Genomic DNA, 22,658 nt, shown 5'->3' with positions numbered 1-22,658 from the left:
ACGGGCGATCGGGGCTTCCATGACCCCTCCTCTCCACTTGTGCCGACGCGTGTGCGCGCGCGCCGCGACGACGCGCGCCGTGGCCGCCGTCGCCGCCTGCACGGCCCTGTTGGCCGGATGCGGCAACGACACCGCGCCCGACCGGGGGTACCCGGAACTCGCAAAGACCCTCAGATCGCTCTCCCGCGATCTCGACGAGGCCTGTGGCCCGGCGGAGACCCCGGAGAGCTGCGCTCAGGACCTCGACCAGCTCATGGCACCGGCCGAGCGGGCGTTCGCGCAGGTCCTGGACCACAAGCTGCTCGACGGCGCAGCCGTCGCGGCGATGGACGAACTGGACCGGGCGAGGGAACTGCGAGTCGCCGCCGCGCGGGAGGCCCGGTCGCGGCAGGACCCCGGCGATCTCCGCCTCGCGCGTGCGGTGGCGGCCGAGAAGCTCGCGTACCAGCGCCTCCTGGCCGAACTGGAGCGCCTGCGCACCGCCCCGCCGCCCGGTGACGGAACGGATCCGGTCTGACGGCTGCGGGGCTACGACCTCGGGGGTGGTGCGGCGAGCGCCCCGCCGTCGAGGGCCACCAGGGTCAGGACGACGATCGAGCCCGTCCAGGCCAGGGGCGCGACCGAAGAGGGCCGGCCCGCCCGGTCCACCTTCTCGGGCAGTTCCCCGAGCGGGTTCCGCTTGGCGAGGACCCAGTCCAGGACCGGCCCGGCCTTCGGCCCCCTCCCCGTGGCCGCCCAGGCGAGGGCGAAGAACGAGGTGCTGGGGGTCCAGGCGTTCGCACCCCAGGGCGCCGTCGGATCGTTTCCCGGGGTGAGCCCCCCGTTGGGCAGGAGCAGCGCCTTGTACGTGGTGTCCAGCGCCCGGGGCAGGTCGGCCGGGGCCGTGTTGAACGGGGGCGCCATGAAGGCCACCGCGCTGTCCCGTCCGTGCTGCCCGTCGACGGTGCGCTGATAGCCGAGCGCGGCGAACCTCCGGGTGATCCCGGTGGAGAGCCGCCGGGCGGCGCCGGACCAGCGGGCCGTGTCCTGCGGCCGGTCCAGCTCGTCGGCGAGGTCCGCGGCGGCGTTGAGCCCGGCGAGCAGCGGGGCCGCCGTCCCGATGTTGGTGGTGGTCGTCATCACCTCCCAGTAGTCCGGGGAGGCCGGGGGCAGGCCGTCCGCCCCGAGCGAGGCCGCCGCGTGGTCGGCCGCCTTGCGGATCATCGGGTAGAGCGCGGTCAGCCGGGCTACGCGGGTGGCGGGAGGCGCCGTGCGGTACCACTGCCAGGTGGCCCAGGGGACCCAGCCGTTGGCGTCGAGCTGCCACCGCCTGCCGTCGGGCGGCCCGGACCCGTCGAGTTCCGTCCGTGCCTCCCAGGTGCCGTCCGCGCGCTGCGTCGCGGCGCTGTAGCGCAGGATCCGGTAGGCCTCGGCATCGTGGCCGGTGTGCGCGAAAGCGGCGGAGGCGAAGCTGGAGTCACGCGGCCAGGAGTACATCCAGCCCGGGGACCAGCCGGCGGCCATGGCTCCGTTCGGCCGCAGCAGGGCGCGCATGGCCAGCAGGGCCCGCTCGGCCGCCGCGCGCCGGGCCGCCGAGCCGCCGGGCACCCGGCCGGCCGCCAGCCAGGCACGGCTCTCGGCGATCTGCAGTCGGGCCGTCGGATCCTCCGGGGCCACCACGACCGACGCGGTCCGCCCGGCGGGGAGGTACCGCCACCGGCCCGACAGCATCCGCAGTACGTGGCTCCGCTCGACGTACCGCGCGCCCCCGGCGAGGGCGGGTGGGACGCCCTCGGCGGCGGTGGTGTTGGAGAGGAGCCCGACGGTGGGGGCGACGAGCATCGACAGGGGCGCGTAGCGGCCCTCGGCATCGCCGTGGCTCTGGTGTCCGAGAGGCCGGACGAAGAACACCGGCAGCTCGCCCTCGGAGCGCCGGCCGGCGGAGCTCCCCGCGACACACACCGGGAGGGCGACGCTCGCGAGGGCCGCCGCGACGGCCGCCCAGCGGACGAGCGGGGCAGCAGGCATCGCCACTCCTTCTGTCGGGCTTCCGTGTGTGCCCCCCGGAGCTTCCATCGTGTGCCTGCGGTGCGGAGCCCGCCACGACATGCCCGCCGCCCGGGTGACCCGAGCGGACGGTCGGCGACCGGCCCCGCGTTCCCCCACGGAACAGCGGGCGGAACGGCGCGCGGAGCAACGGCCGGAGCAACGGACGGAGCAACGACCGGCCGCCCGTGGCAGGGGCGAACGCGCCCGTGGCACACGGCAGGAGGGCCGCCGGCCCGGTCCGGGCGGCGCCTCCTCGGATGCCGGTGGGCGGCGGACCGTGCAGATTGGTGGGACCGGAACCGGCCGCCGCACCGTCGTCACCCACGGGCGTCGGACGTCGGACCGGCCGCACTTCACTACGAAGGACAGGTGGATGACCACTGCTTCGACCGAGGGGAATCGCCGGTTCGTCCGCAGACTCCTGCCGGTCGCGGGCGGCACCCTCGTGGCGGCGGCCGGCGCCCTGATCGCCGTCGGCTGCTTCCTCGGCCTCTACGTGCGACCCACCTCGGACGACTGGTGCGCCGCCTGGAAGTCCCGCGACATGGGCGTCCTCGGCATCACGCACGACTTCTACTCCACCCAGAACGGCCGGATCACCAACGCCTTCCTGAGCGGCATCGTCTACGGCGACGGACTCGCCGGGGTGAAGATCCTGCCGACCGTCATCGCCGTCGCCCTCACCGTCGGCCTGGTGCTGCTCGGGGTCCAGTTCCTGCGGTGCCTCGGCGTGAAACCCCCGGTGCTGCTCCTGCTCGCCGCCGCCCTGGCCGTCCAGGCCCTGATCTACTTCGCCGGTACACGCAGCTACCAGGTCCTGTTGTGGGCACCGGCCACCATCTCCCACACCATTCCGAGCGTCATCGGGGTGTGGGCGCTCCTGCTGGGCATCTGGACCGTCCGGCAGCCCCGGGCCGGCGTCCGCGCGGGCGGCTTCGCCGCGGCCTTCCTGATCGGGTTCGCGATCGGCACGCTGAGCGAGTCGTTCTCCCTCGTCAGCGGCCTCCTCGCGGCCTGTGTGGGACTGCTGGCCGTGCCCCGCCTGGGGTTGGCGCGGACCTGGCATCCGTTCACCTGGTGCCTGCTCTGGTGCGCCGGGGTCGCCTGCGGACTGATCGTGCTCACCACGTCCCCCGGCGCGCGGTGGCGCCGTGCCCAACAGCCGGCCAAGGAGTCCATGCTCTCCGCGGGCGAACTCCGGGGCACCTTCGAGGACTGGCTGCGCATGTGGGACACCGTCACCGGCCAGTGGGCCTACCTCGGGGCCGCCGCCGTCGGTCTCCTGCTGGGCCTGGGCGCCGGGCTCGCGGCGCGCGTGCCCGCGCCCGGGAAGCGGGAGTCCGGCCGGGCGGTCCCGCGCCCGATGCTGGTCGCCCTCCTGCTGCTGCCGGTGCTCGTGGTGGTGCTGGGATCGTTCGCGGTGGTGCTGGGGCTGCGCAGCGGCTACGGACCGACCGGATGGACGTACGCCCGCACCTGGACGAACTACCTCGTACCGATGGAACTGGCGCTCTGTGCCTACGGAGCCCTGCTGGGGGTGTGGGCCCGCCGGTTCCTGGCGCGCCGCGGGGTCGCCGTGGCCCTGCCCGCCGGCATCGTGGTCGCGGCCGGACTGACGCTGGCCTCGCTGGCCGTGCTCGTCCCGAGCGTCAAGGAACTCACCACCGCCACGGTCACCCGCTCGGTGGCCTGGGACGCCCAGAACTCCCGCATCCGGACCGAGGCCGCGAGGGGTGCCACCGACCTCGGGTACCAGCCGATCTACATCGGGAGCCTGGCCGAACCCTTCTTCACCTCCGACTACCGGCGTGACTGGGTCGCGGCCTGTGTCTCCAGTTGGTACGGCATCGAGCGGATCCACCGCCTCTGAGCGCGGGCCCGACGGTTCAGCGGCGCGGCACCGCACGCGCCACGAAGTGATCGGCCCCGTCCTCGTACTCGTCCAGGTGCCAGCCGGTGGTCCTGAGCGCTCGGCGCAGGTTGCCCTCGGCGAGGAGGTCGTCGGGGTCGAGGGGGCGGCCGTGCCGAGCGGCGCGTTCCGCGCGGCCCGAGGGGTGGAAGAGCAGCAGGACACCGTCGGCCGCGGTGACGCGGGCCCATTCGCGCAGGGCGGCGGCCGGATCCGGGAGGTGGTCGAGCAGCCCCGCCGAGAAGATGCCGTCCACGGACGCGGCGGCCAGCGGAAGCCGGGCGCAGTCGGCGGCGAGGAGGTGCCCGTGGCGGGTTCGGCCGTGCCGGGCGGCGGCGCTCAGCATGGCCGGGGTGAGGTCGACGCCGAGCACGTGGCCGTCGGGCCCGACCTGGGCCCGGAGCGCGGGCATGGCCCGTCCGGTGCCGCAGCCGAGGTCCATCGCGCGCCCGCCGGGTGCCAGCCGCAGCCGGGCGATCGCGGCCTCGTACGCGGGGGTCTGGTAGGCGAACCGCTCCTCCCAGGCGTCGGCCCGGCGGGTGAAGAAGGCCCGGGTCGCGGTGTGTTCGGCGCGGGCCGCGACGAGGGTGGCGAACCGGCCCAGGAGCTGCTCGCCCCAGGGGTCCAGGGGGAACTCCTGCGGCAGGAAGCGGACGCCCCACGCGCTGGCACCGATCCGGAACGCCTGCTCCGGGTACCCGTCGCAGGAGGCCAGGACCACGGCGTCGGCGGGTAGTTCCAGGGGCTCGCGGGCCGGTCGGAGCTCGGGGGAGGGTCGGGTGGCCCCGGCGAACAGGGGGTCGGAGCCGGCGGCCCGGGTGAGCTCCACCGGTGGGCGCTCGGGGGCGGTGTCGAGCCGGGCTCCCGGGGCGGCGCCCGCCGCCCGTACCAGCAGCCGGGTACCGGGCTCCAGGGCCAGTACGGGCACCTCCGCGGCGAGGGCTTCCCGTAGGAGGGTCGGATCGGCGGCGCCCAGGACGATCAGGCCCTCCACCCCGGCGAGGTCGGCGGACGGTCGGCATCGCCTGCGAGCGGGACGGTCCGGGAGGTCAGACCCGCCGCGGCGAGCACCCTGCTCACGGCGGGAGGAGCCTGCCCGGCCGCGTGCTGCATGACGACGACCGCCATACCTCAGTCCTTACATTCGAGCCGGTGTGGCTTTATCCCGCTGTATCTGCGCAAGCATGCCCACAGGGAGGTTGTATATGCCAGATGCGCTCCGTTCCGTGAGACGGAGTGGCCCCGAGCGCAAAGAGGCCCCCACGTGCCGAACACCGCGATCGGCATGCAGGGGCCTCTTTTGCCGGTGCTCCCCATGGCGGCGAGAGCCGCTCGACCGTCACGGGGCCGGTGTACGTGTCGGTCGGCCGATGTCGACCCGGCAGGGCGACTGGCGTGGACACGGAGGCAGGTCGAAACGGCCTGCCTGGCGTCAGTTAATCATCCGCCAGGCGAATGCGCCATAGTGGGTGGCAGATGCGGGATTCTGTGCCACGTTCTCATGGCGTGTGCTCATCGGGTTGATCACAGGGGTACGAGGGTGATCTCGGTGGCCTTGACGCTGCACCACACCGCGGCGCCGTCGGCGATCGCCAGCTCGGCGGCCGCCTGAGGGGTGATCTCGGAGACGACATCGGCGGCGGCCTGCGAGGTGACGAGGACCCGGAGTCGGCTGCCGGCCGCGGTGATCTCGCGGACCGTGCCCGGCCATACGTTGCGGGGACTGCCGGACGGCTGCTCGCGATGGAGCGAGACGGCCTCGGGCGCGACGATGGCCAGCGCCTCGGAGCCCTCCGCCACGGGTTCCGCCACCACGACGGACCCGCCGGCGACCAGCTTGAGCCCGTCCACCGTGGTCGTTCCCGGCCACGCGTTGCGGCCGAGCATGCGGGCGACCCACGGGGAGCGGGGATTGCGCGCGACCTCCGAGGGCGGTGCGTCCTGCAGGGCGCGGCCGTGGGCCAGTACGAGGACCCGGTCGGCCAGGGACACCGCCTCGACGGGATCGTGGGTGACGATGAGGCAGACCCCGCCGAAGCCGGCCAGGTGGGTGCGCAGGGTGTGTCGTACCCGGGCCCGGGTGGTCTGGTCGAGCGCGGCCAGGGGCTCGTCCAGGAGCAGCAGCCGGGGTTGTGCGGCCAGCGCCCGGGCCAGCGCCACCCGTTGGGCCTGACCCCCCGACAGCTGCGCGGGTTTCCGCTCCGCGAGGTGGCCGACCCCGAGCCGGTCGAGCCACAGGCGCGCCCGGGAGCGGGCCTCGGCGCGGCTCGTGCCCTGCGCGCGCAGGCCGTAGGCGGTGTTGCCGAGCGCGGTCAGGTGCGGGAACAGGGCGCCGTCCTGCGGTACCCAGGCCACACCCCGCCGGTGCGGCGGCAGACGTGTCACATCGTCGCCGCCGAGTCGCAGTGCGGCGTGGGCGCGCGGGGTGAGGCCGAGGAGGGCGCGCAGCAGGGTGGTCTTGCCGGCGCCGTTCTCGCCGACCACGGCGATGGTGGTGCCGGGTTCGGCGTCGAGGGTGAGCTCGTTGAAGCCGGTGACCTCGGCGTGCAGGGACCAGCGGCCGGCGGGCGCGGACCCGGCGACCGGGTCCGGCTCCGGGGCCCGGGCGACCGGGTCCTCGGTGGGGGTGGCGTGACGGGTGTCGCGTACGGCGTGGCCGGAGGTCCAGCGGCCGCGCAGGGCGACCAGGACCGCCATCGCCACGACGAGCAGGAGGAGGGAGAGCGAGGTCGCGGCCTCGGGGTCGTCCTGGAGCAGCAGGTAGACCTGGAGCGGGAGCGTCTGGGTGACGCCGGGCAGGTTGCCGGCGAAGGTGATCGTGGCCCCGAACTCGCCGAGCGCCCGGGCCCAGGTGAGGGCGGCTCCGGCGATCAGGCCGGGGGCCACCATCGGCAGGGTGACGGTGAAGAAGACCCGCAGCGGGGTGGCGCCGAGGGAGGCCGCGGTCTCCTCGTAGCCGGGTCGTAGCCCGCCCAGGGCCCCTTCGAGGCTGATGACGAGGAACGGCATCGCCACGAAGGTGGCCGCCACGACGGCGCCCGAGGTGTGGAAGGGCAGGGTGATCCCGAAGGTGTCGTCCAGGAAGGGGCCCAGCAGACCGCGCCGGCCGAAGCCGAGCAGCAGCGCGACGCCTCCCACCGTCGGAGGCAGCACCATCGGCAGCAGAACCAGGGACCGGACGACGGTCTTCCCGCGGAAGTCGATCCGGGCCAGCAGCCAGGCCAGGGGTACCCCGAGGACCAGGCTGAGGCCCAGCGCCCAGAAGGAGACGACGAGGGAGAGCCGCAGGGCCTCCAGGGAGCCGGGCGTGGTCAGGTGCTCGCGGAGCTCGCCCCACCGGGTGCGGACCAGGATCCCGACCAGCGGGAGCATCAGGAACGCGATCGCCAGGAACGCGGGCCGGGCCAGCAGGATCGGCGGGCGGGGCCCGGCGGCGCGGCGTGCGGTCACGGCTGCTGGAAGCCGGCTTCCTGGAGGGTCTTCCGAGCCTCCGGCGACGACAGCCACTGGACGAAGGCGTCCGCGGTGGCGGGGTTCTTGGTGGCCTTCAGCGTGGCGGCCGGGTAGGAGGCGATGGCGTTCTGGTCGGGCGGGATCGCGACCGAGCCGACCTTCCCCTTGGCGGCGGTCGTGTCCGTCTTGTAGACGAGGCCGGCGTCCGCCTCACCCAGTTCCACCTTGGACAGCACGGCCCGTACGTTCGGCTCCAGCGAGACCGGCTCGACGGTGATGTTCTGCTTGTCGAGGATCTCCTGGCTGTAGCGCCCGGCGGGGACCTCCGGAGCGGCCAGGACGACCTTCAGATTCGGGTCGGACAGGTCCTTCAGAGAGTCGATCTTGTGCGGATTCCCCGGCGCGGTGGCGATCACGAGCTCGTTCGTCGCGATCACGGTCGGCGTTCCGGTTTCGACCTTGAGGCCGTCCATCGTCTTGGTGTCGGCGGTGACCAGGGCATCGGCCGGAGCCCCCTGTCTGACCTGCGCGGCCAACTCCTGCGAGCCGGCGAAGGAGAACGTGACCTTCGTACCGGGGTGCGCCTTCGCGTACTGCGCGCCCATGGTCTTGAACACGTCGGTGAGGGAGGCGGCGGCGAGCACCGTCAGGTTCGCGGCCGGTACGGAGCTCGACGCGGACGCGGATGCGGTGTTCGACGCGGAGACGGTCGGCGCGGCGGCCGCGGTGGTGCCGGTGCTGCCACCGCCGCAGGCGGCCAGGACGGGAACGAGGAGCGCGCCGCCGAGGAGGCCGGCGGCCGCCCGACGCTGTCGGACGTGCTGAAGGAAGCGCATGGCGGGATAGGTCCTCCGGTCCGGTTCTCCATATCCTACGCACGCACGGCACGGGATACCGAAACGATGCTGCATTTGCTGCCAATGGAGCATCGACAGGCCCGCATCTGCAATTCGTATCCCCGGGTCCGCGGAGGTGAAGATTCGGCCAACCGGGTCAAAGGTCCCGGTTCAGGCAGGCGAAGAGCCCGGAAAAAGAGCGGCTTCAGGCCTTTCCGGAATACGCCAGGAGCTTGCGGCCATTCGGTTGGCGAATGAGATGGGGGCACTCCGGCCCCCATGATTCATCGGATAACGTCGGTCATGACGCAGGTCACAGAAGTGCTTGCGGATTCGTTTCCCACCATGCGAGGCGTGTTGTTCCATGAGCCTGTCCATCCGTAACCAGATCGCCGGCACCGTCACCGCTGTCACCGCCGGCGAGGCCATGGCCTCGGTGAAGGTGCGCCTGGTCGGCGGTCAGGACATCACCGCCGCCATCACCACCGACGCCGTCCAGGACCTCGGCCTCGCCGAGGGCTCCTCCGTCAAGGCGCTGGTGAAGGCCACCGAGGTGGCCCTCGCGACCGGTCCGGTCGAGGGCATCTCCATCCGCAACCAGCTCGCGGGCACCGTCACGGACGTCGCGACCGGTGGCGCCATGGGCTCGGTGAAGCTCTCCGTCGAGGGCGGCGAGCTCACCGCCGCGATCACCAAGGACGCCGTCGAGGCCCTCGGCCTGGCCTCCGGCACCTCCGTCGTCGCCCTGATCAAGTCGACCGAGATCTCCCTCGCCGCCGCCTGATCACCCTTCCCGTACCGCCCCGAGGGCCGCGCACCGCTCCGGTGCGCGGCCCTCGGCGCGTGCCCGCGCGGGCCGACGCGAGGTTCACACCCGTGGGACGCGGGAGGTGAGCGGATCGGCGCGCAACCGCAATCCTCGCGGGAGAAGCCGGAAACGCCCCGGGCCGACAGTCGGAGCCATGCCCCCGACGACCGCACCCGCGACCGCGCCCGCCCTCGCGCCCGACGCCGCCGGCTCCGCCCTCGCCTCCGCGTCCCGGGGCCCGGACCGGCACCCGGTGGTGTCGTGGGCGCGGGCCCGGGTACTGGCCCACGGCGCGGCGGGCCCGCTGCCCGCCCGTACGGTGCCCCTGCGCGATGCCGCCGGACTCACCCTGGCCGACGGCCTGCCCACCCTGAGGCCGCTCCCGGGCTTCGACACGGCCGCGATGGACGGATATGCGGTGTCCGGCACCGGCCCCTGGCGGGTACGGGCCGCCGTCCGCGCCGGCGCGCCCTGGGCGGGCGTACTGGGCCCGGCGGAGTGCGTGGAGATCTCCACCGGGGCCGAGGTGCCGGCCGGGGCCCGCGCGGTGCTGCCGCTGGAATCGGCGCGCACCACGGACGACGGCCGGGTGTCCGGTCCCGTGCCGCCGCCGGGCCGACACATCCGCCACACCGGCGAGGACGCCCCCGCGGGCCGCCGGCTCGCCCCGGCCGGCACCAGGATCGGCCCCGCGCTGCTCGGCCTCGCCGCCTCTTGCGGACACGACACCCTGTCGGTGCGACCGCGCCCCCGGGTCGGCGTACTGGTCACCGGGGACGAGCTGGACCACGCGGGAGTCCCGGGCCCCGGCCGGGTACGCGATGCCCTCGGGCCCTTGCTCCCGGCCCTGGTCGCCGAACTCGGCGGCGAGACGGCGGAGGTGGAGTACGTACCCGACCGGCCGACCGGACGGCTGTCCGGGGCCGTGCGGGCGCTGCGGGGCGCCGACGTCGTCGTGGTCACCGGCTCCACCTCCGTCGGCGCCACCGACCAGTTGCGCCGGCTCCTGGCGGACGCCGGGGCACGGATGGTCGTCGACACCGTCGCCTGCCGGCCCGGGCATCCCATGCTGCTCGCCGAACTGGCTCCGGACCGCTGGGTGGTGGGGCTGCCCGGCAATCCGTACGCCGCCCTGGTCGCCGCCCGTACCCTGCTCGGCCCCCTGATCGCGGGCCTGTCCGGGCGCGCCCTCGATCCCCTGCCGCACGTTCCGGTGCACGGGCGGGCGCGGCCCGCCGCCGGACTCACCCGGATGGTGCCCGTCAGTTGGGACGGCGCACGGGCCCGGATCGCCGACGGGCACCGCGCCGCCTTCCTCCAAGGGGCCGCCATGGGCGACGCGCTCGCCGCGATCCCCCCGGACTGGACCGACGGCGATCCGGCGCCCCTGGTCCTGACGGCCGGCTGACGATCCGCCGACCACGCGCACGGCGACCGACCGACCGTCGACGACATACCGTCGGCGACCGATGGCCGGCCGGATCGTCAGCCGGCCGTCAGCTGGCCGTCAGACGAGGTCCAGCAGCCGCTTGTACGAGCCGCCGAAGCCGCGGGATCCGTCGACCAGATGGATCTCCAGGATCCAATGGGCCTGCCACCCTCCCTCGACGGCCCGCCGCAGCGGCCGGTCGTTCTCCGCGCAGATGTACGCGGCCGGCCGCGCGCCCCGGACGTCCGCCGAGGGGTCCGCCCCGACCAGGTGACCGCTGTGCCATCCGCCCACCGTCCACCCCGACTCGGCCGCGAGCGCCAGGAGCAGGGTGTGCAGCCGCCCGCCCGTGAGGCGGGAGTCGGCGAGCAGGGCCTCGCGGCAGGCGGTGAACATCCTCGGCAGGTCCATGGCGAGCCGATGCTTGGCCGGGTCCTGGCCGAAGACGAGGGTCGAGGCGAATGCGACCTCGGACACCGCGAGCACCGAACCGAGTTCGGCGACGACGACGTCGTCCTCGCCGATCACCCGGTCCGGGGCCGCGGGGCCGTACGGAAGCAGGGTGTGCGGGCCGGAGCGCACGATCGGCCCGGGCAGGCCCGCCGCCGTCCCGAACAGGTCCCTCGCCAGGTCCCCGATCCGGTCGCTCGCCTCGCGTTCGCTGCGGCCCGGCGCCACCAGGCCGCGGGTCGCGGTTCCGGCGAAGAGGGCCTCGGCCATGCGCTGGGCCTCCACCAGCCCCAGGGCGCTCAGCCGTTCGTCCATCCGGTCGGGTACTGACATCGCGTTCTTCCTCTTCTTCCGCTTCTTCCTACGGGGTCGCGCGCACGATCACGAGCGATCCCTCGTAGGTCGGCCGACTGCGCAGGTGGCCGAATTCCTCGTCCCAGGCCCCGGACACCAGGTCCGAGCGAAGGGTCCTGTCGAAGTGCTCGCGGGCCCCGTCGTCAACGAAGCTCCAGGCCGAGCCCGCTTGGCGGGCGGCCGGGTCGAGCAGCGTCTCCGGGCGCCCGTAGTAGGCCTCGTTGAACCCGCCCGTGCAGTCCAGGGGGATCGGCACGGTCCGGACCGTGCCGGAGCCGCCGAGGGCCGAGGCCAGTTCCTCGACGGTCGGGTGGCGCAAGGCCTCGGTGTCGAGGACCTCGGGCGCGTACCGGTACAGCCAGAAGTCCCGTACCACGGCCGGGTCGCAGGTCAGGATGACCACCGGCCCCCGCGTCACGCGCCGCATCTCGCGCAGGCCGACCCGTACGTCGGACCACCGGTGGACGCCGAACAGGGTCATCGACGCGTCGAACTCGCCGTCGGCGAAGGGCAGCTGGGCGGCGACGGCGCCGACGTCGAGGACGGTCCGGGCGCCGTCGAGAGCCTCGGCGACGAACCGGGCGATCCGCTCGTCCGGTCGGCGGTGGGGGGAGTGGCCTGCGGAGAGGGAGCCGATGGCTCCGCCGCCGTACGGGGTCCGTGTGGGTGTGGTCATCCGGTGTTGCCTCGCCTTGTGAGCAGGAACGGGGGAGGGGCCCGCACACCGGTGGTCGTGCCGGTCGGGTGCGGGTGTTCTCGGGGGGCTACGGCCAGAGCCGGAAGCGTTCCCAGGCCTCGCCGGCCCGCTCGTAGCGCAGCCGGGTGTGCACGCGGCCGCGGGCGGCCTGGCAGAACTCGACCTCGGCCGGGGCGAGGGTGTAGAGGGTCCAGCCGGAGTCGACGAGCGAGGGCTCCCGCCGGATCAGCGACAGGGACCTCTCCAGGGCCCGGTCGCGTTCCGCCGGGTCCACCAGGTACTGGCTCTGGCGGGCCGGCAGCGATTCGGCGCGCGCCGTGTCCGACCGCCCCAGGAAATCGGTGGCGTTGTCCTGTGCGGATCCGGGCGTCACCGGTCCGCGCAGGCGGACCTGACGGCCGTGCTCGGGCCAGTAGAAGGTGAGCGCGGCCCGCGGGTGGACGGCGAGCTGCTGTCCTTCGGGGCTGAAGCCGTGTCCGGCGAACTGCCATCCGACGCCGTCCACCCCCTTGAGGATCAGCACCCGGGCGTCGGGGTCGCCCGACTCGTCGACGGTGGACAGGGTCATCGCGTGCGGATCGCGCACGCCGTCCGCCACGGCGTCCGACAGCCAGGACAGGAAGAGCGGCACGGGATCGGCCGGAGCCCGCTCCGGCTCGAACTCCGGAAGGGGTCCCGCGAACACCTCCACGGCCCGCGGCCGGCCGCGGACGGCGCTGCCGCGTTCTCCCTCGCCCATCAGATGGCCTCCTTCGCCTGCAATCTTCAGCCATCACCCTGCATCTGCGGCGGAAATTCGACAATCACCTGGCAAATGCTTGTCTGAACTCCCAAAGTGCACTGCGCCTGAGCAGGCGATATTGGAGGTGTCGACAATGCGCATGCGTCCGCGTGCGGGCCACCGCATACTCGTAGGCACGCGCAGGCGCCCGACGGGGTGCGCCGAGCCGAGCAGAACCGGGCCGGAGCGCCCACGACGACGGAGGGGCCCTCGTGACGGTCGGAACGACGGACGCGCCGGAGGACCGACGCGTCCACGGGCTGGTGTCGGCGCAGGAGAAGGCCATCGCGCTGTTCGCCGAGGTCGAGGCGCGCGGGCTCGTGGTGCCCGGGCGCGGGGAGCGTGAGGTCAGTGACCTGATCCGGGACCTGGCCAACGAGATGTTCGGCACCACCAAGCACTGGCACAAGCGGATCATCCGCTCCGGCCCCAACACCCTGCTGCCGTACCGGGAGACCCCGCCCGATCGGATCATCGCCGCGGACGACATCGCCTTCGCCGACTTCGGCCCGATCTTCGAGGAGTACGAGGCCGACTTCGGCCGCACCTACGTCTTCGGCGACGACCCGCACAAGCGCCGCATGCTCGCGGACCTGCCGCGCATCTTCGACGCCGGACGGGCCCACTTCGCCGCCCACCCCGACATCACCGGCCGGCAGTTGTACGCCGAGGTCGAGCGGCTGGCCGCCGCGGCCGGCTGGACCATCGGCATCTGGCACGCGGGTCACCTCGTCGGCGAGTTCCCCCACGAGACCAACGACGGCGCCAAGGCCGACTCCTACATCACCCCCGAGAACGACCACCCGCTGCGCGGCACCGACCGTGCCGGCCGGACCTGCCACTGGATCCTGGAACTCCACCTCGTGGACCGGGAGCGGGGCTTCGGCGGCTTCTACGAGCAGCTCCTCGACCTGGCCTGACGCTCCCAGGCCGGCTCGGCACGCGCTCAGTACACGTCGCGGCCGTACCGCTTGGCGGCGGACAGCTGCTTCAGGTACGCGGCGGCCTCGTCCTCGTCGAGTCCGCCGTGCGTCATGGCGACATCGCGCAGCGCCCGATCCACGTCCTTGGCCATCCGGCTCGCGTCGCCGCACACGTAGAAGTGGGCGCCGTCCTGCAGCCACGACCACAGCTGGGCGCCGTGCTCGCGCATCCGGTCCTGGACGTAGACCTTGGTCCGCTGGTCCCGGGAGAACGCCAGGTCGAGCCGTGTGAGCGTGCCGTGCCGGTGGAGTTCCTCCAGCTCCTCGCGGTAATAGAAGTCGGTGGCGCGGCGCTGCTCCCCGAAGAACAGCCAGTTCCCGCCCTGGTGCCCGAGCGCCCGACGGTGCTCCAGGAAGGCCATGAACGGTGCCACGCCCGTCCCCGGACCGACCATGATCGCCGGGGTGTCCGCATCCGCGGGCGGCCGGAAGTGCGCCGAGCTCTGGACGAACAGCGGTACGGGCGTATCCGGTTCGCAGTCCGCGAGGAAGGTGGAGGCGACGCCCTTGCGCTGGTGGCCGCCCGGCCCCTCGTAGCGCAGGACCGAGACGGTCAGACTGACCTCGCGCGGGTCGACGAGCGGGCTGGAGGAGATCGAGTAGAGGCGCGGTCCGAGGCGCCGTAGACGCTCGGCCCATTCCTGGGCACCGATCCGGATCGGGAACTCGGCCAGTACGTCCACGGGTTGACGCCCCCAGGTCCACCGGGCGAGGCCGTCCTTGTTGTCGGGGCGGGTCAGCCGCTTGAGCGTACGGTCGCCGGTGTGCTCGGTGACGAAGCGCAGCAGGTCGGGCGTGAGCCGGGTGATGTCCAGGTGCCGGTGGAGCGCCTCGGCGAACGGCATCGGGTCGCGGCCGGGTACGGCCACCTCCGCGTCCGGGGCGAGACCGGTGACGGCCAGCCATTGCGTGACCAGGTCCGGGCAGTTGACCGGCTGGATGCCGAGCGCGTCGCCGGCCTCGTACGCCGGGCCGTCCTCGCCCAGGTCGAAGGTGAACCGGCGGACCTCCTTGGTGGCCCCCGGCAGGCTGAGCAGTCGGTTGCCGGACAGGCGGGCGGTGTAGGGGGAGTTGCGGTCGGCGACGGGCCGGGGCCGCTCGGCGCGCTCCGGGGCGGGGGTGGCCGCGAGCGCCTCGCGCACCCGCTCCAGCCACCGTCCCGCGGGCTCCTCGTAGTCGGGCTCGCAGTCCACACGGGGCAGCAGGCGTCGTCCGCCGAGCTCTTCGAGACGCTGGTCGAGCCGTCGGCCGTGGCCGCAGAAGGCGTCGTAGGTGGAGTCTCCGAGGGCGAGCACCGCGTACCGGACGTCCTGGAGGCGGGGCGCGTCGGCGGCGGTGAGGGACTCCCAGAACGCGGCTCCGTTGTCCGGTGCGTCGCCGTCGCCGAAGGTGCTGGTGACGACCAGCAGATCGGTGCCGGGCGTCAGGGCGGCGGCGGTGCGGTCCGCCATGCTGTGCACGCCCGCCGGGAAGCCGCTCCCGGCCAGAGCCGCTCCCACGGTGGCCGCGAGATCCTCGGCGTTGCCCGTCTGCGAGGCCCAGAGGATCACGGTCTGCCGGGTCGGCCGGTCCGGGGCGGTGGGCGCGGCGGCCGGCGCGGCCGGGGGAGCGGCCCCCAGGGCGGCCGCCGTACGCGCGTACGTGCCGGCGAGTACACCGTCGACCCAGAGCGCGTGCTCGGCCTCGAACGGCGCGCCGGCGGGAAGCGAGGGGACGCCCGTACCGGGCGGGGCGGCGGCGAGCCCGGCAAGGTAGCCGGCGAGGTACCGGCGCTCCCGGTCGGAGAGGGACGGCGGGGTGTGGTCGGCCACCCCGAACAGGGAGGCCAGGGCGTCCGTCGCGGGGGCCGCCACGGGACGGGTCAGCGTGGCGGTGGTGGTGGGGGTGGTGGCCGCGCCGGGCGGGGTCGGGCCGGGCGGGGTCGCGCCGGTGGTGGCGTCGCCGGGGTCGCCGCCGACGCCCGCGGCCCGGGCCACGACGGGGATCGGGGCCCGGGTCTTGGTCAAGGTCACCGCGCACATCTTGAATCCGGGCTGGAAGGAGATCGGGTCGACGGCGTCGTCGGTGACGGCGTTGACGCTGAGGTACTCGCCGAACAGGTCGTTCCAGTGGAAGGGGGCGAAGCAGTTCCCGGGCCGGACCCGGTCGGTGACGACGGCGGGCAGTACGGCCCGCCCGCGCCGGGAGGCCACCTCCACCCCGTCGCCCTCCTCGATGCCGAGCGCGGCCGCGTCCTGCGGGTGGATCTCCACGAACGGCCCTGGGTTCAGCTTGTTGAGCTTGGCGACCTTCCCGGTCTTGGTCAGGGTGTGCCACTGGTGCTGCAGCCGGCCGGTGTTGAGCACGAACGGATAGTCGTCGTCGGGGAGTTCACCGTCCGGTAGGTGCGGGCGGGCGAAGAAGACGGCCCGTCCCGTCGCCGTCGGGAAGACGAGGCGGGGGCGGTCGCCGTCCGGACGTTCGGCCAGGGTCTGGCTGACCCCGTCGTTGAGGTAGCGGACCGGGTTGCGGTCCGGTCCGCCCGGGGCGGCGGGCCACTGCACGGGGCCCGAGCGCAGCCGCTCGTAGGTGACCCCGCGCAGGTCCCAGCCCGTCTTCGGGTTCCAGGCCTGTCGGAGCTCCTCGAACACCTCCTCGGCGCACGTGTACGTGAACGCCTCGGCGAATCCCATCGCGCAGGCGACCCGGGCGATCAGCTGCCAGTCGGGCAGCGCCTCACCGGGCGGATCGGCGGCGCCCTGTACCAGGGTGAGGTTGCGCTCCGAATTGATCATCACTCCGTCCGCCTCGGCCCACAGGGCCGCGGGGAGGGCGATGTCGGCGTAGGCGTTGGTCTCGGTCTCGGCGAACACGTCCTGCGTGATGACGAGTTCGGCCGTCTCCAGGGCCTTGATCACGGTGCTGCGGTTGGCGACCGAGGCGACCGGGTTGGTGCAGATGATCCAGCAGGCCTTGATCTCACCGGCGGCCATCTTCTCGAACATCTCGACGGTGCCGCGACCGACGTCGGTGCGCAGGCTGCCCTCCGGCACGCCCCACAGCTCCTCGACGTAGCGGCGGTCCTCCGCCACCAGGACCGAGCGCTGGCCGGGCAGCCCCGGCCCCATGTACCCCATCTCCCGGCCGCCCATCGCGTTGGGTTGCCCGGTGAGGGAGAAGGGGCCGCTGCCCGGGCGGCAGATGGCGCCCGTGGCGAGGTGCAGGTTGACCAGGGCGTTGGTGTTCCAGGTGCCGTGGGTGGACTGGTTGAGGCCCATGGTCCAGCAGCTCATCCACTCGCCCGCCTCGCCGATCCAGCGGGCGGCCAGCCGGATGTCGGCCTCCGGTATGCCGGTGATCCGGGCGACCCGGTCGGGCGTGCAGTCCGCCAGGAAGGCGGGCATGTCCGACCAGCCCTCGGTGTGCTCCGCGATGAAGGCGGGGTCGGTCCGACCCTCCTCGACCAGGAGGTGCAGCAGGCCGTTGAGGAGGGCCAGATCGGTGCCCGGCCGGATCTGCAGGAAGAGGTCGGCCTTGTCGGCGGTGGCGTTGCGCCGGGGATCGACCACGATGAGTTTGGCGCCGGAGGTCTTGATCCGGTCCATCATCCGCAGGAAGAGGATGGGGTGGCAGTCGGCCATGTTGGCGCCGATGACGAAGAAGGCGTCCGCCCGCTCGAAGTCCTCGTACGAGCCGGGCGGTCCGTCGGCACCGAGGGAGAGTTTGTAGCCGGTGCCGGCGCTCGCCATGCACAGCCGGGAATTGGATTCGATCCGGTTCGTCCGCAGGAAGCCCTTGGCCAGCTTGTTCGCGAGGTACTGGGCCTCCAGGGACATCTGACCGGAGACGTAGAGCGCGAGCGCGTCGGGGCCGTGCGCGTCGAGGATCTCCCGCAGGCGCACGGCCGCCTCGGTGACGGCCGCTTCCACCGGGGCGGGCGCGGGCGCGGCGCCCCGCTCGGCACGGACCAGCGCGGTGGTCAGCCGGCCGGGCGAGGCCAGCATGTCGGCGTGCGTGGCGCCCTTGGTGCACAGGCGCCCGGCGTTCGCCGGGTGCCGCTTGTCCCCGGCGACCTTGGCCACCGTACGGCGGCCGTCGCCGCCCGTGGCGATGTCCAGGACGATCCCGCACCCGACACCGCAGTACGAGCAGACCGTACGCACCTGCTGCCCGGTCGCGGCCTTCGTCCCCGTCCCCGCCTCCGCCTCCGCCACAGCAGACCTCCTCGCGCCTTCGGCCCACCCGCACCGCCGCGGGCCGCCGCGGCCGTGTGCGGGTCGGTCCCGTTGCGGTCCAACGTAGGAAGTCCCTGTTGCGCGCAAGTGACGGGCGGCGCCCCCCAGGCGTTACAAGCGGCTTCGCCAAGATCATCAGCGGCGGTGAGGAGGTCAGCGGGTGAGCGCGTCGAGGTGCTCGTAGAGCGCGCGGTGCCCTTCGGCCGTGGGGTGCAGACCGTCGACGAGCAGTTCGGTCCGCTCCCGCAGCGGCTCCCACAGGTCGAGGAAGTCGATGTGGTTCGCCTCGCACCAGGCCCGGACGAAGGCGCGGAGGGCCAGTGCGCGGGCCCGGGTGAAGCACAGGCCCTCGTAGTCGCGGGTGCGGCTCTCGTCGAGCCAGGACGGCCCGGTGACGACGAGCCGGGCGCCCCGGCCGAGCGCGGTGGCGGCCAGCGCGTCGAGGCTGTCGGCGAGCCGCGCGAGATCGGCGGTCCCGTCGGCCTGCGCGCCGGCGGCCGGTACGGCCGAGTCGTTGATGCCGGCGGCGACCAGGAGGGTGTCGGGCCGGCGGGCCGCCAGCAGCGCGGGCGTCTGCTCGGCGACGTCGGCGAGGGTACTGCCGGGGACCGCCAGGTTGAAGAGACGGCGTTCGGCCTCGTTCGGGGCGATGTGGGCGGCCGCCAGGTGGCCCGCCCAGCCGCCGCGCGGGTCGCAGCGTCCGTAGGCGATGCTGTCGCCCACGACGACGATGCGCTCGGCCGGGCGCAGCGGCTTCGCGTCCAGGTAGGCCCAGGTGCTCGCCCCGGAGGACAGGACCACCCGCCGGCGGGTGTAGTCGTCGACCTCGTAGGCGTCGGCCGCGGCGAGCTCCTCGTCGGTGAGGTGCAGGACGGCGCCCTCGACAAAGGCGCCGAGCCTGCGCTCCAGGATCAGGTGCACGTCGAGCCCGCTGGCGGCGATCACAGCCGGATCGGTGATCTTCAGGGGCCGGGTGGTGTAACCGGCCAGCGACGCAGGGGAGGTGGGCACGGCTCTGCCGAAGAGAGCGGTCTGGACCCGCTCGTCCCTCAGCGTGCCGAAGGAGAACAGGGTGTGCGTGCGTGATTCGGTCACAGTGAGCCGCAGGGCCTTTCTTCACGGAGGGTCAGCTTTCACCCTAACGGCGGACAACTGAGGGCCGAGTGCGATGCCGTCCGAGGTTCCTGCCGGCTCTCGTCGCTGTCCGGACCGGCGGCACGGGCGCCGGAGACTGCCCGGCCCGGCTGCGCCGAAACCTGGTGCATCCCATGACAACGCCCGCTGACGGCGCTGGTGTTTCCGTGTCCGCGTCCAGGTGACCAGGTCACGTGGCGGCTGCTTGACTGTCGTTCGAGGCCCGGGGCCGGGCCCTGATTTCCGCGGCCCCGGGCCTCACACCGATCGAGGTGGCCGCCGCCGTCCGGAAGACCGCCCGCACCAAGGGGGCGAACCGGGCCCACCCGGCCGGATGTTTCATGCGGTGCGGCCCCACGAGTCCCTACGACGCACGCGTCTTGTCCGCGGCGCCCGCCCGGGGCACATCGTCGACCGCCGTGCAGATGCCGAAGACCCGGTCGTGGCCGGTCCAGCCGTTCACCCGGCCCCGGTTGTTGCTGATCTGCACCCGCTTCCTCGCGGAGTCCACGGCCGACACGAGATGCAGGTACACGGTCCCGGCGACTCGGGCCAGGACGATGTCCCCCGGCTTCAGCCTCGCCGGGTCGACCGGAGCGACCACCACCCGCTGCCGACTACGTATCAACGGCACCATCGAGGAACCGGTCGGCCGGAACTCCACGGTGGCCCCGCCGGCGACCCTGCCGGCCACCGCGTCCAATGCACCCATCCGAGGATGCTCGCAGACGGTGCCGCGGGATCCCATCGAATTACGCCCGCGCCCGGCACGCCGGACATGCGGTGTGTCGGCGGTCGCCCGTTCCCGGCGGGCGGTATGGATGGGTGTGTCGGGGGGCGAGAGCGAGGGAGCGGCGCGTGGCAGCCATGGTCGGACTGTTCTGGGTCACCTCGGACGCGGTGTACGTGGGCTCGCCGCCGAACCCCGTCGGGATCGGCGTCCGGCTGACCGCCGACGGCGTGGAAGCCATGGACCCCGACAGCCCCCGGACGTGGACCTGGGCGGAGCTGCGTTCCGCGGTGGTCGAGGACGCGCCCAAGCACAATCCGGTGGGGCGTGCGGCGAAGATCCTCGGGTCGATGGTCTCGGCCGCGATCGGCGCGGAGAACCTCGGCGAGGGGCCGCCCGAGATGAGGCTGCGGCTGGAGACGGAGGAGGACACGCAGGAGGTGACCGTCCACGCCGCCGCGGCCGGAGGCTACACCGCCGAGGAGGCACGGCTCTCCCGGGACCTGCTCGACCGGTTCGTGGCAGGAAGCGGAAGCCCGCTGACCCTTGCGGCATGGGGCCGGGAGCACGCCGCGGAGGGCACCCCCGAGCCACGTGCGCGAGAGGCCCTGCTGCACACCTGGGCACAGCAGGGCTGAACCCCGCTCAGTCGAGGCAGAACTCGTTGCCCTCGACGTCCCGCATCCCGAGGCACGACTCGTTGACCCCGTCGGCGAGCTGCAGGAGCCCGCGGACCGCGCCGAGCGGGACCAGCCGTGCGCATTCGGCCTCCAGCGCGGCCAGGCGCTCCGCGCCCACGAGGCCCGTGCCGACCCGCACGTCCAGGTGCACCCGGTTCTTGACGACCTTGCCTTCGGGAACGCGTTGGAAGAACAGGCGTGGGCCACCCCCCGAGGGGTCGACGGACGCGAAGGCCGGCCCTTGGTACCCGGGCGGCCGCGCGCGATCGAAATCGTCCCACGTGGCGAAACCCGCCGGTGGCGGTGGCACGTCGTACCCGAGCACCGCGCGCCAGAAACGGGCGACACGCTCGGGTTCCGCGCAGTCGAAGGTGACCTGTACCTGCTTGATCGCCATCGGCCCAGCATAGAGCGGGGTCCTGGTTCGGGAACATCCGTTGTCCGAAGGCCGGTTGGGGCCGCCGGACGCGAACGGTCAGGGTGCGGACGACTCCTGGAGGTAGGCGGCGATCATCGCGAGGTCGTTGGCGATGGTCAGTACCTCGGTGGGGTCGGCGCCCGGTGTGGAGGCGCCGTTGACGCCCGCGTAGAAGGTGTCATAGCGGCCGCCTCCCTTGTCCAGGTAGCCCGCGATGGTGATCGCGCCGACGGCCAGCCGGTCGTTGAGGGCGTCACCGCCGACGGCCGCGCCGGTCTTGGCGAACACCTTCCCCCGGGCCGGACAGCCGCGGCAGTTCTCGGCCAGCAGACCGTCGACCCCGAGGATCGGCAAGGCCTCCCGGAACAGCCGTGCGTCCGGGGTCCGCTGCCAGTACGCCAGCATCTGCACCAGTACCTGGGGAGTGGCCCGGTCCGCCGGGTTGCCGCCCCGGCCGTCCATGAGCTGCGCCTGCTCACGGTCCACGCCGGCCTGGTCGAGGAAGTCGGCGAGCACCGGGAAGCCGGCCGGACACTGATCGCTCTTCGCCGTGACGGCGAGGAGACAGATGCCGAGGTTCGCGCCGAGATTGTGGCTGACCTTGAGGATCAGCTTGGCGTACTGGGAGTAGGGCGGGGAGGTGTACGCCGCCACCCGCGGCCGTCCGTCGTAGTCGCGCGGCAGCCGCGCCACCGGGTTGGCGCCCGAGGGGTCGGCGGTGACGTGCACCCCGGCGCGTTCCAGGGCCTCGATCAGCGCGACGCGTCCGAACCCGGCCGGGTCGCCGATCGGGGAGGTGCGCAGCAGCGGTTCGGAGCCCGTCGCGATCGTTCCGGTCAGTCGGATCCGGGTGCCGCCGTCCGTGGCCGTCACCGTGATCGCCGTCGGCTTCCCGGCCGCCACGGTCTGCACGTCCGAGGTGACCTCGTAGGGCGCGACCTTGGGCCGCCAGTCCAACCGGGCGGCCGCGCCGGGCCGGTCCCCGGGGGTGGTCATGAGGTCGATCAGGTTGTCGTTGATGATCAGCGGTGTCGGGGTGGGGACGAGCTCCGGGTCGGGGAGGAACAGCCGGCTGTCGACGATCACGTCGCCGTCGACGCGGGTGATACCGGAGTTCCGCACCTGCCGGGCGAGCTGGTCGATCCCGGCGAGCGGGTTCTGGGGGGTCAGGGTCGCGCCGGGGAAGTCGTTGGCGTAGGTGTGGTCGAGGTCGGTGTACGCGACCGTACCGTCGGGGCGCGTCCGACCGCCCATGGTGAGGTCGCCCTGGGCGACGAGGTCGAGATCGCCGGTCAGCGTCGCGCCGTCGCGCTCGCCGACCGCGTACAGCGGGGTCACGAAGCGGTGGTCGGCGCCGAGGGTGTGCCACGGGCCCGAGACGCTGAGCAGTTTGGCGGTGGATCCGGGGATGAAGAACTGCTCGGGGAAGAGGCTGTGCACCACGCGGCCGTCGTCCGGGTCGGTCTGCAGCAGGCCCCACTGGGCATTGCGGTAGTCCGGCTTGCGCATGATCGCCGTGATGCGCGGGTCGAGGCCCCCGAGGCCCGTGTCCGCCGACGGCGTTGCCGTGGACGGAGACGAGGACGGCGCCGGGGTCGGGTCCGCGCCGGTCGCGGTCCCCGAGGCGAGGGCCACGAACAGCAGGGCGGTGCAGGCGGCGGCCAGGCCGCGCCGTATCGGTGCGGGACGCAACACTCTGCTCACAGCGCGCTCCGTTCGTCGCGGCTGTCTCCTCCCGAGGCCAAGCAACAGCG

18 protein-coding genes are annotated in these 22,658 nt (G+C 73.4%); 6 read left to right on the top strand and 12 right to left on the bottom strand.

The window, feature by feature from the left end; genetic code table 11:
* The first annotated feature begins 19 nt into the window (after positions 1-19).
* Positions 20-517, top strand: coding sequence for a hypothetical protein (locus tag BCL76_RS13860; RefSeq protein WP_146228374.1), 498 nt, complete (start codon positions 20-22; stop codon positions 515-517).
* Between the two features lie 11 nt (positions 518-528).
* Here the strand turns inward: BCL76_RS13860 and BCL76_RS13855 are convergent, their stop codons facing one another.
* Positions 529-2,007: a glycoside hydrolase family 15 gene (locus BCL76_RS13855; protein ID WP_109779774.1), complete on the bottom strand. Its 1,479-nt coding sequence runs from the start codon at positions 2,005-2,007 to the stop codon at positions 529-531.
* A 394-nt stretch (positions 2,008-2,401) separates the two neighbouring features.
* On the opposite strand from BCL76_RS13855, the gene BCL76_RS38940 reads away from it, so the two are divergent.
* A complete protein-coding gene (locus BCL76_RS38940; protein WP_181382541.1) occupies positions 2,402-3,898 on the top strand; it encodes a DUF6056 family protein in 1,497 nt (498 codons plus the stop codon).
* A gap of 16 nt (positions 3,899-3,914) precedes the next feature.
* Here the strand turns inward: BCL76_RS38940 and BCL76_RS13845 are convergent, their stop codons facing one another.
* From BCL76_RS13845 to modA, 3 genes are all read right to left on the bottom strand, one after another.
* Positions 3,915-4,931 carry a methyltransferase domain-containing protein gene (locus BCL76_RS13845; RefSeq protein ID WP_258309630.1) on the bottom strand — a complete coding sequence of 339 codons (1,017 nt, stop codon included), beginning with the start codon at positions 4,929-4,931 and terminating at the stop codon, positions 3,915-3,917.
* Positions 4,932-5,461: 530 nt separating this feature from the next.
* On the bottom strand, positions 5,462-7,387 hold the full coding sequence (locus BCL76_RS13840; RefSeq protein ID WP_109779773.1) for an ABC transporter permease: 1,926 nt from the start codon (positions 7,385-7,387) through the stop codon (positions 5,462-5,464).
* On the bottom strand, positions 7,384-8,226 hold the full coding sequence (gene modA, locus BCL76_RS13835; RefSeq protein WP_109779772.1) for a molybdate ABC transporter substrate-binding protein: 843 nt from the start codon (positions 8,224-8,226) through the stop codon (positions 7,384-7,386). Before modA ends, BCL76_RS13840 begins: the two co-directional genes overlap by 4 nt.
* A 364-nt stretch (positions 8,227-8,590) precedes the next feature.
* Here modA and BCL76_RS13830 point away from each other — a divergent pair, with 364 nt between their 5' ends.
* Entirely contained in the window at positions 8,591-9,010 is a 420-nt protein-coding gene (locus tag BCL76_RS13830; RefSeq protein ID WP_109779771.1) for a TOBE domain-containing protein, read from the top strand.
* Positions 9,011-9,188: 178 nt separating this feature from the next.
* Positions 9,189-10,442, top strand: a complete 1,254-nt coding sequence (locus BCL76_RS13825) for a molybdopterin molybdotransferase MoeA (RefSeq protein ID WP_109779770.1) — start codon at positions 9,189-9,191, stop codon at positions 10,440-10,442.
* Positions 10,443-10,541: 99 nt separating this feature from the next.
* On the opposite strand, the gene BCL76_RS13820 is transcribed toward BCL76_RS13825, so the two are convergent.
* From BCL76_RS13820 to BCL76_RS13810, 3 genes are all read right to left on the bottom strand, one after another.
* A complete protein-coding gene (locus BCL76_RS13820; protein WP_258309628.1) occupies positions 10,542-11,246 on the bottom strand; it encodes an aminopeptidase P family protein in 705 nt (234 codons plus the stop codon).
* A 28-nt stretch (positions 11,247-11,274) separates the two neighbouring features.
* Positions 11,275-11,943: a methyltransferase domain-containing protein gene (locus BCL76_RS13815; RefSeq protein WP_109779768.1), complete on the bottom strand. Its 669-nt coding sequence runs from the start codon at positions 11,941-11,943 to the stop codon at positions 11,275-11,277.
* Positions 11,944-12,031: 88 nt separating this feature from the next.
* Positions 12,032-12,703: a pyridoxine/pyridoxamine 5'-phosphate oxidase gene (locus BCL76_RS13810; protein ID WP_109779767.1), complete on the bottom strand. Its 672-nt coding sequence runs from the start codon at positions 12,701-12,703 to the stop codon at positions 12,032-12,034.
* 254 nt (positions 12,704-12,957) lie between these two features.
* On the opposite strand from BCL76_RS13810, the gene BCL76_RS13805 reads away from it, so the two are divergent.
* Entirely contained in the window at positions 12,958-13,665 is a 708-nt protein-coding gene (locus BCL76_RS13805) for a M24 family metallopeptidase (RefSeq protein ID WP_258309627.1), read from the top strand.
* 26 nt (positions 13,666-13,691) lie between these two features.
* Here BCL76_RS13805 and BCL76_RS13800 read toward each other — a convergent pair whose 3' ends face one another.
* From BCL76_RS13800 to BCL76_RS13790, 3 genes are all read right to left on the bottom strand, one after another.
* Positions 13,692-17,921 (bottom strand): bifunctional nitrate reductase/sulfite reductase flavoprotein subunit alpha, encoded by a 4,230-nt coding sequence (locus tag BCL76_RS13800; RefSeq protein ID WP_258309626.1) that lies wholly within the window; start codon positions 17,919-17,921, stop codon positions 13,692-13,694.
* A gap of 174 nt (positions 17,922-18,095) precedes the next feature.
* Positions 18,096-19,037, bottom strand: coding sequence for a GDSL-type esterase/lipase family protein (locus tag BCL76_RS13795; RefSeq protein WP_109779766.1), 942 nt, complete (start codon positions 19,035-19,037; stop codon positions 18,096-18,098).
* Positions 19,038-19,440: 403 nt separating this feature from the next.
* Positions 19,441-19,788: a S26 family signal peptidase gene (locus BCL76_RS13790; protein ID WP_109779765.1), complete on the bottom strand. Its 348-nt coding sequence runs from the start codon at positions 19,786-19,788 to the stop codon at positions 19,441-19,443.
* Between the two features lie 146 nt (positions 19,789-19,934).
* On the opposite strand from BCL76_RS13790, the gene BCL76_RS13785 reads away from it, so the two are divergent.
* Entirely contained in the window at positions 19,935-20,444 is a 510-nt protein-coding gene (locus BCL76_RS13785; RefSeq protein ID WP_146228373.1) for a hypothetical protein, read from the top strand.
* Positions 20,445-20,451: 7 nt separating this feature from the next.
* On the opposite strand, the gene BCL76_RS13780 is transcribed toward BCL76_RS13785, so the two are convergent.
* Positions 20,452-20,883: a VOC family protein gene (locus BCL76_RS13780; RefSeq protein WP_109779763.1), complete on the bottom strand. Its 432-nt coding sequence runs from the start codon at positions 20,881-20,883 to the stop codon at positions 20,452-20,454.
* Between the two features lie 78 nt (positions 20,884-20,961).
* Entirely contained in the window at positions 20,962-22,608 is a 1,647-nt protein-coding gene (dacB, locus tag BCL76_RS13775) for a D-alanyl-D-alanine carboxypeptidase/D-alanyl-D-alanine endopeptidase (RefSeq protein ID WP_258309625.1), read from the bottom strand.
* Positions 22,609-22,658 lie beyond the last annotated feature (50 nt).

This window comes from Streptomyces sp. CG 926, assembly GCF_003148825.1.
In the GTDB taxonomy this organism is placed as follows: domain Bacteria; phylum Actinomycetota; class Actinomycetes; order Streptomycetales; family Streptomycetaceae; genus Streptomyces.
The sequence above is the reverse complement of the archived record's forward strand: the minus strand, read 5'-3'. Positions and strand labels throughout refer to the sequence as shown.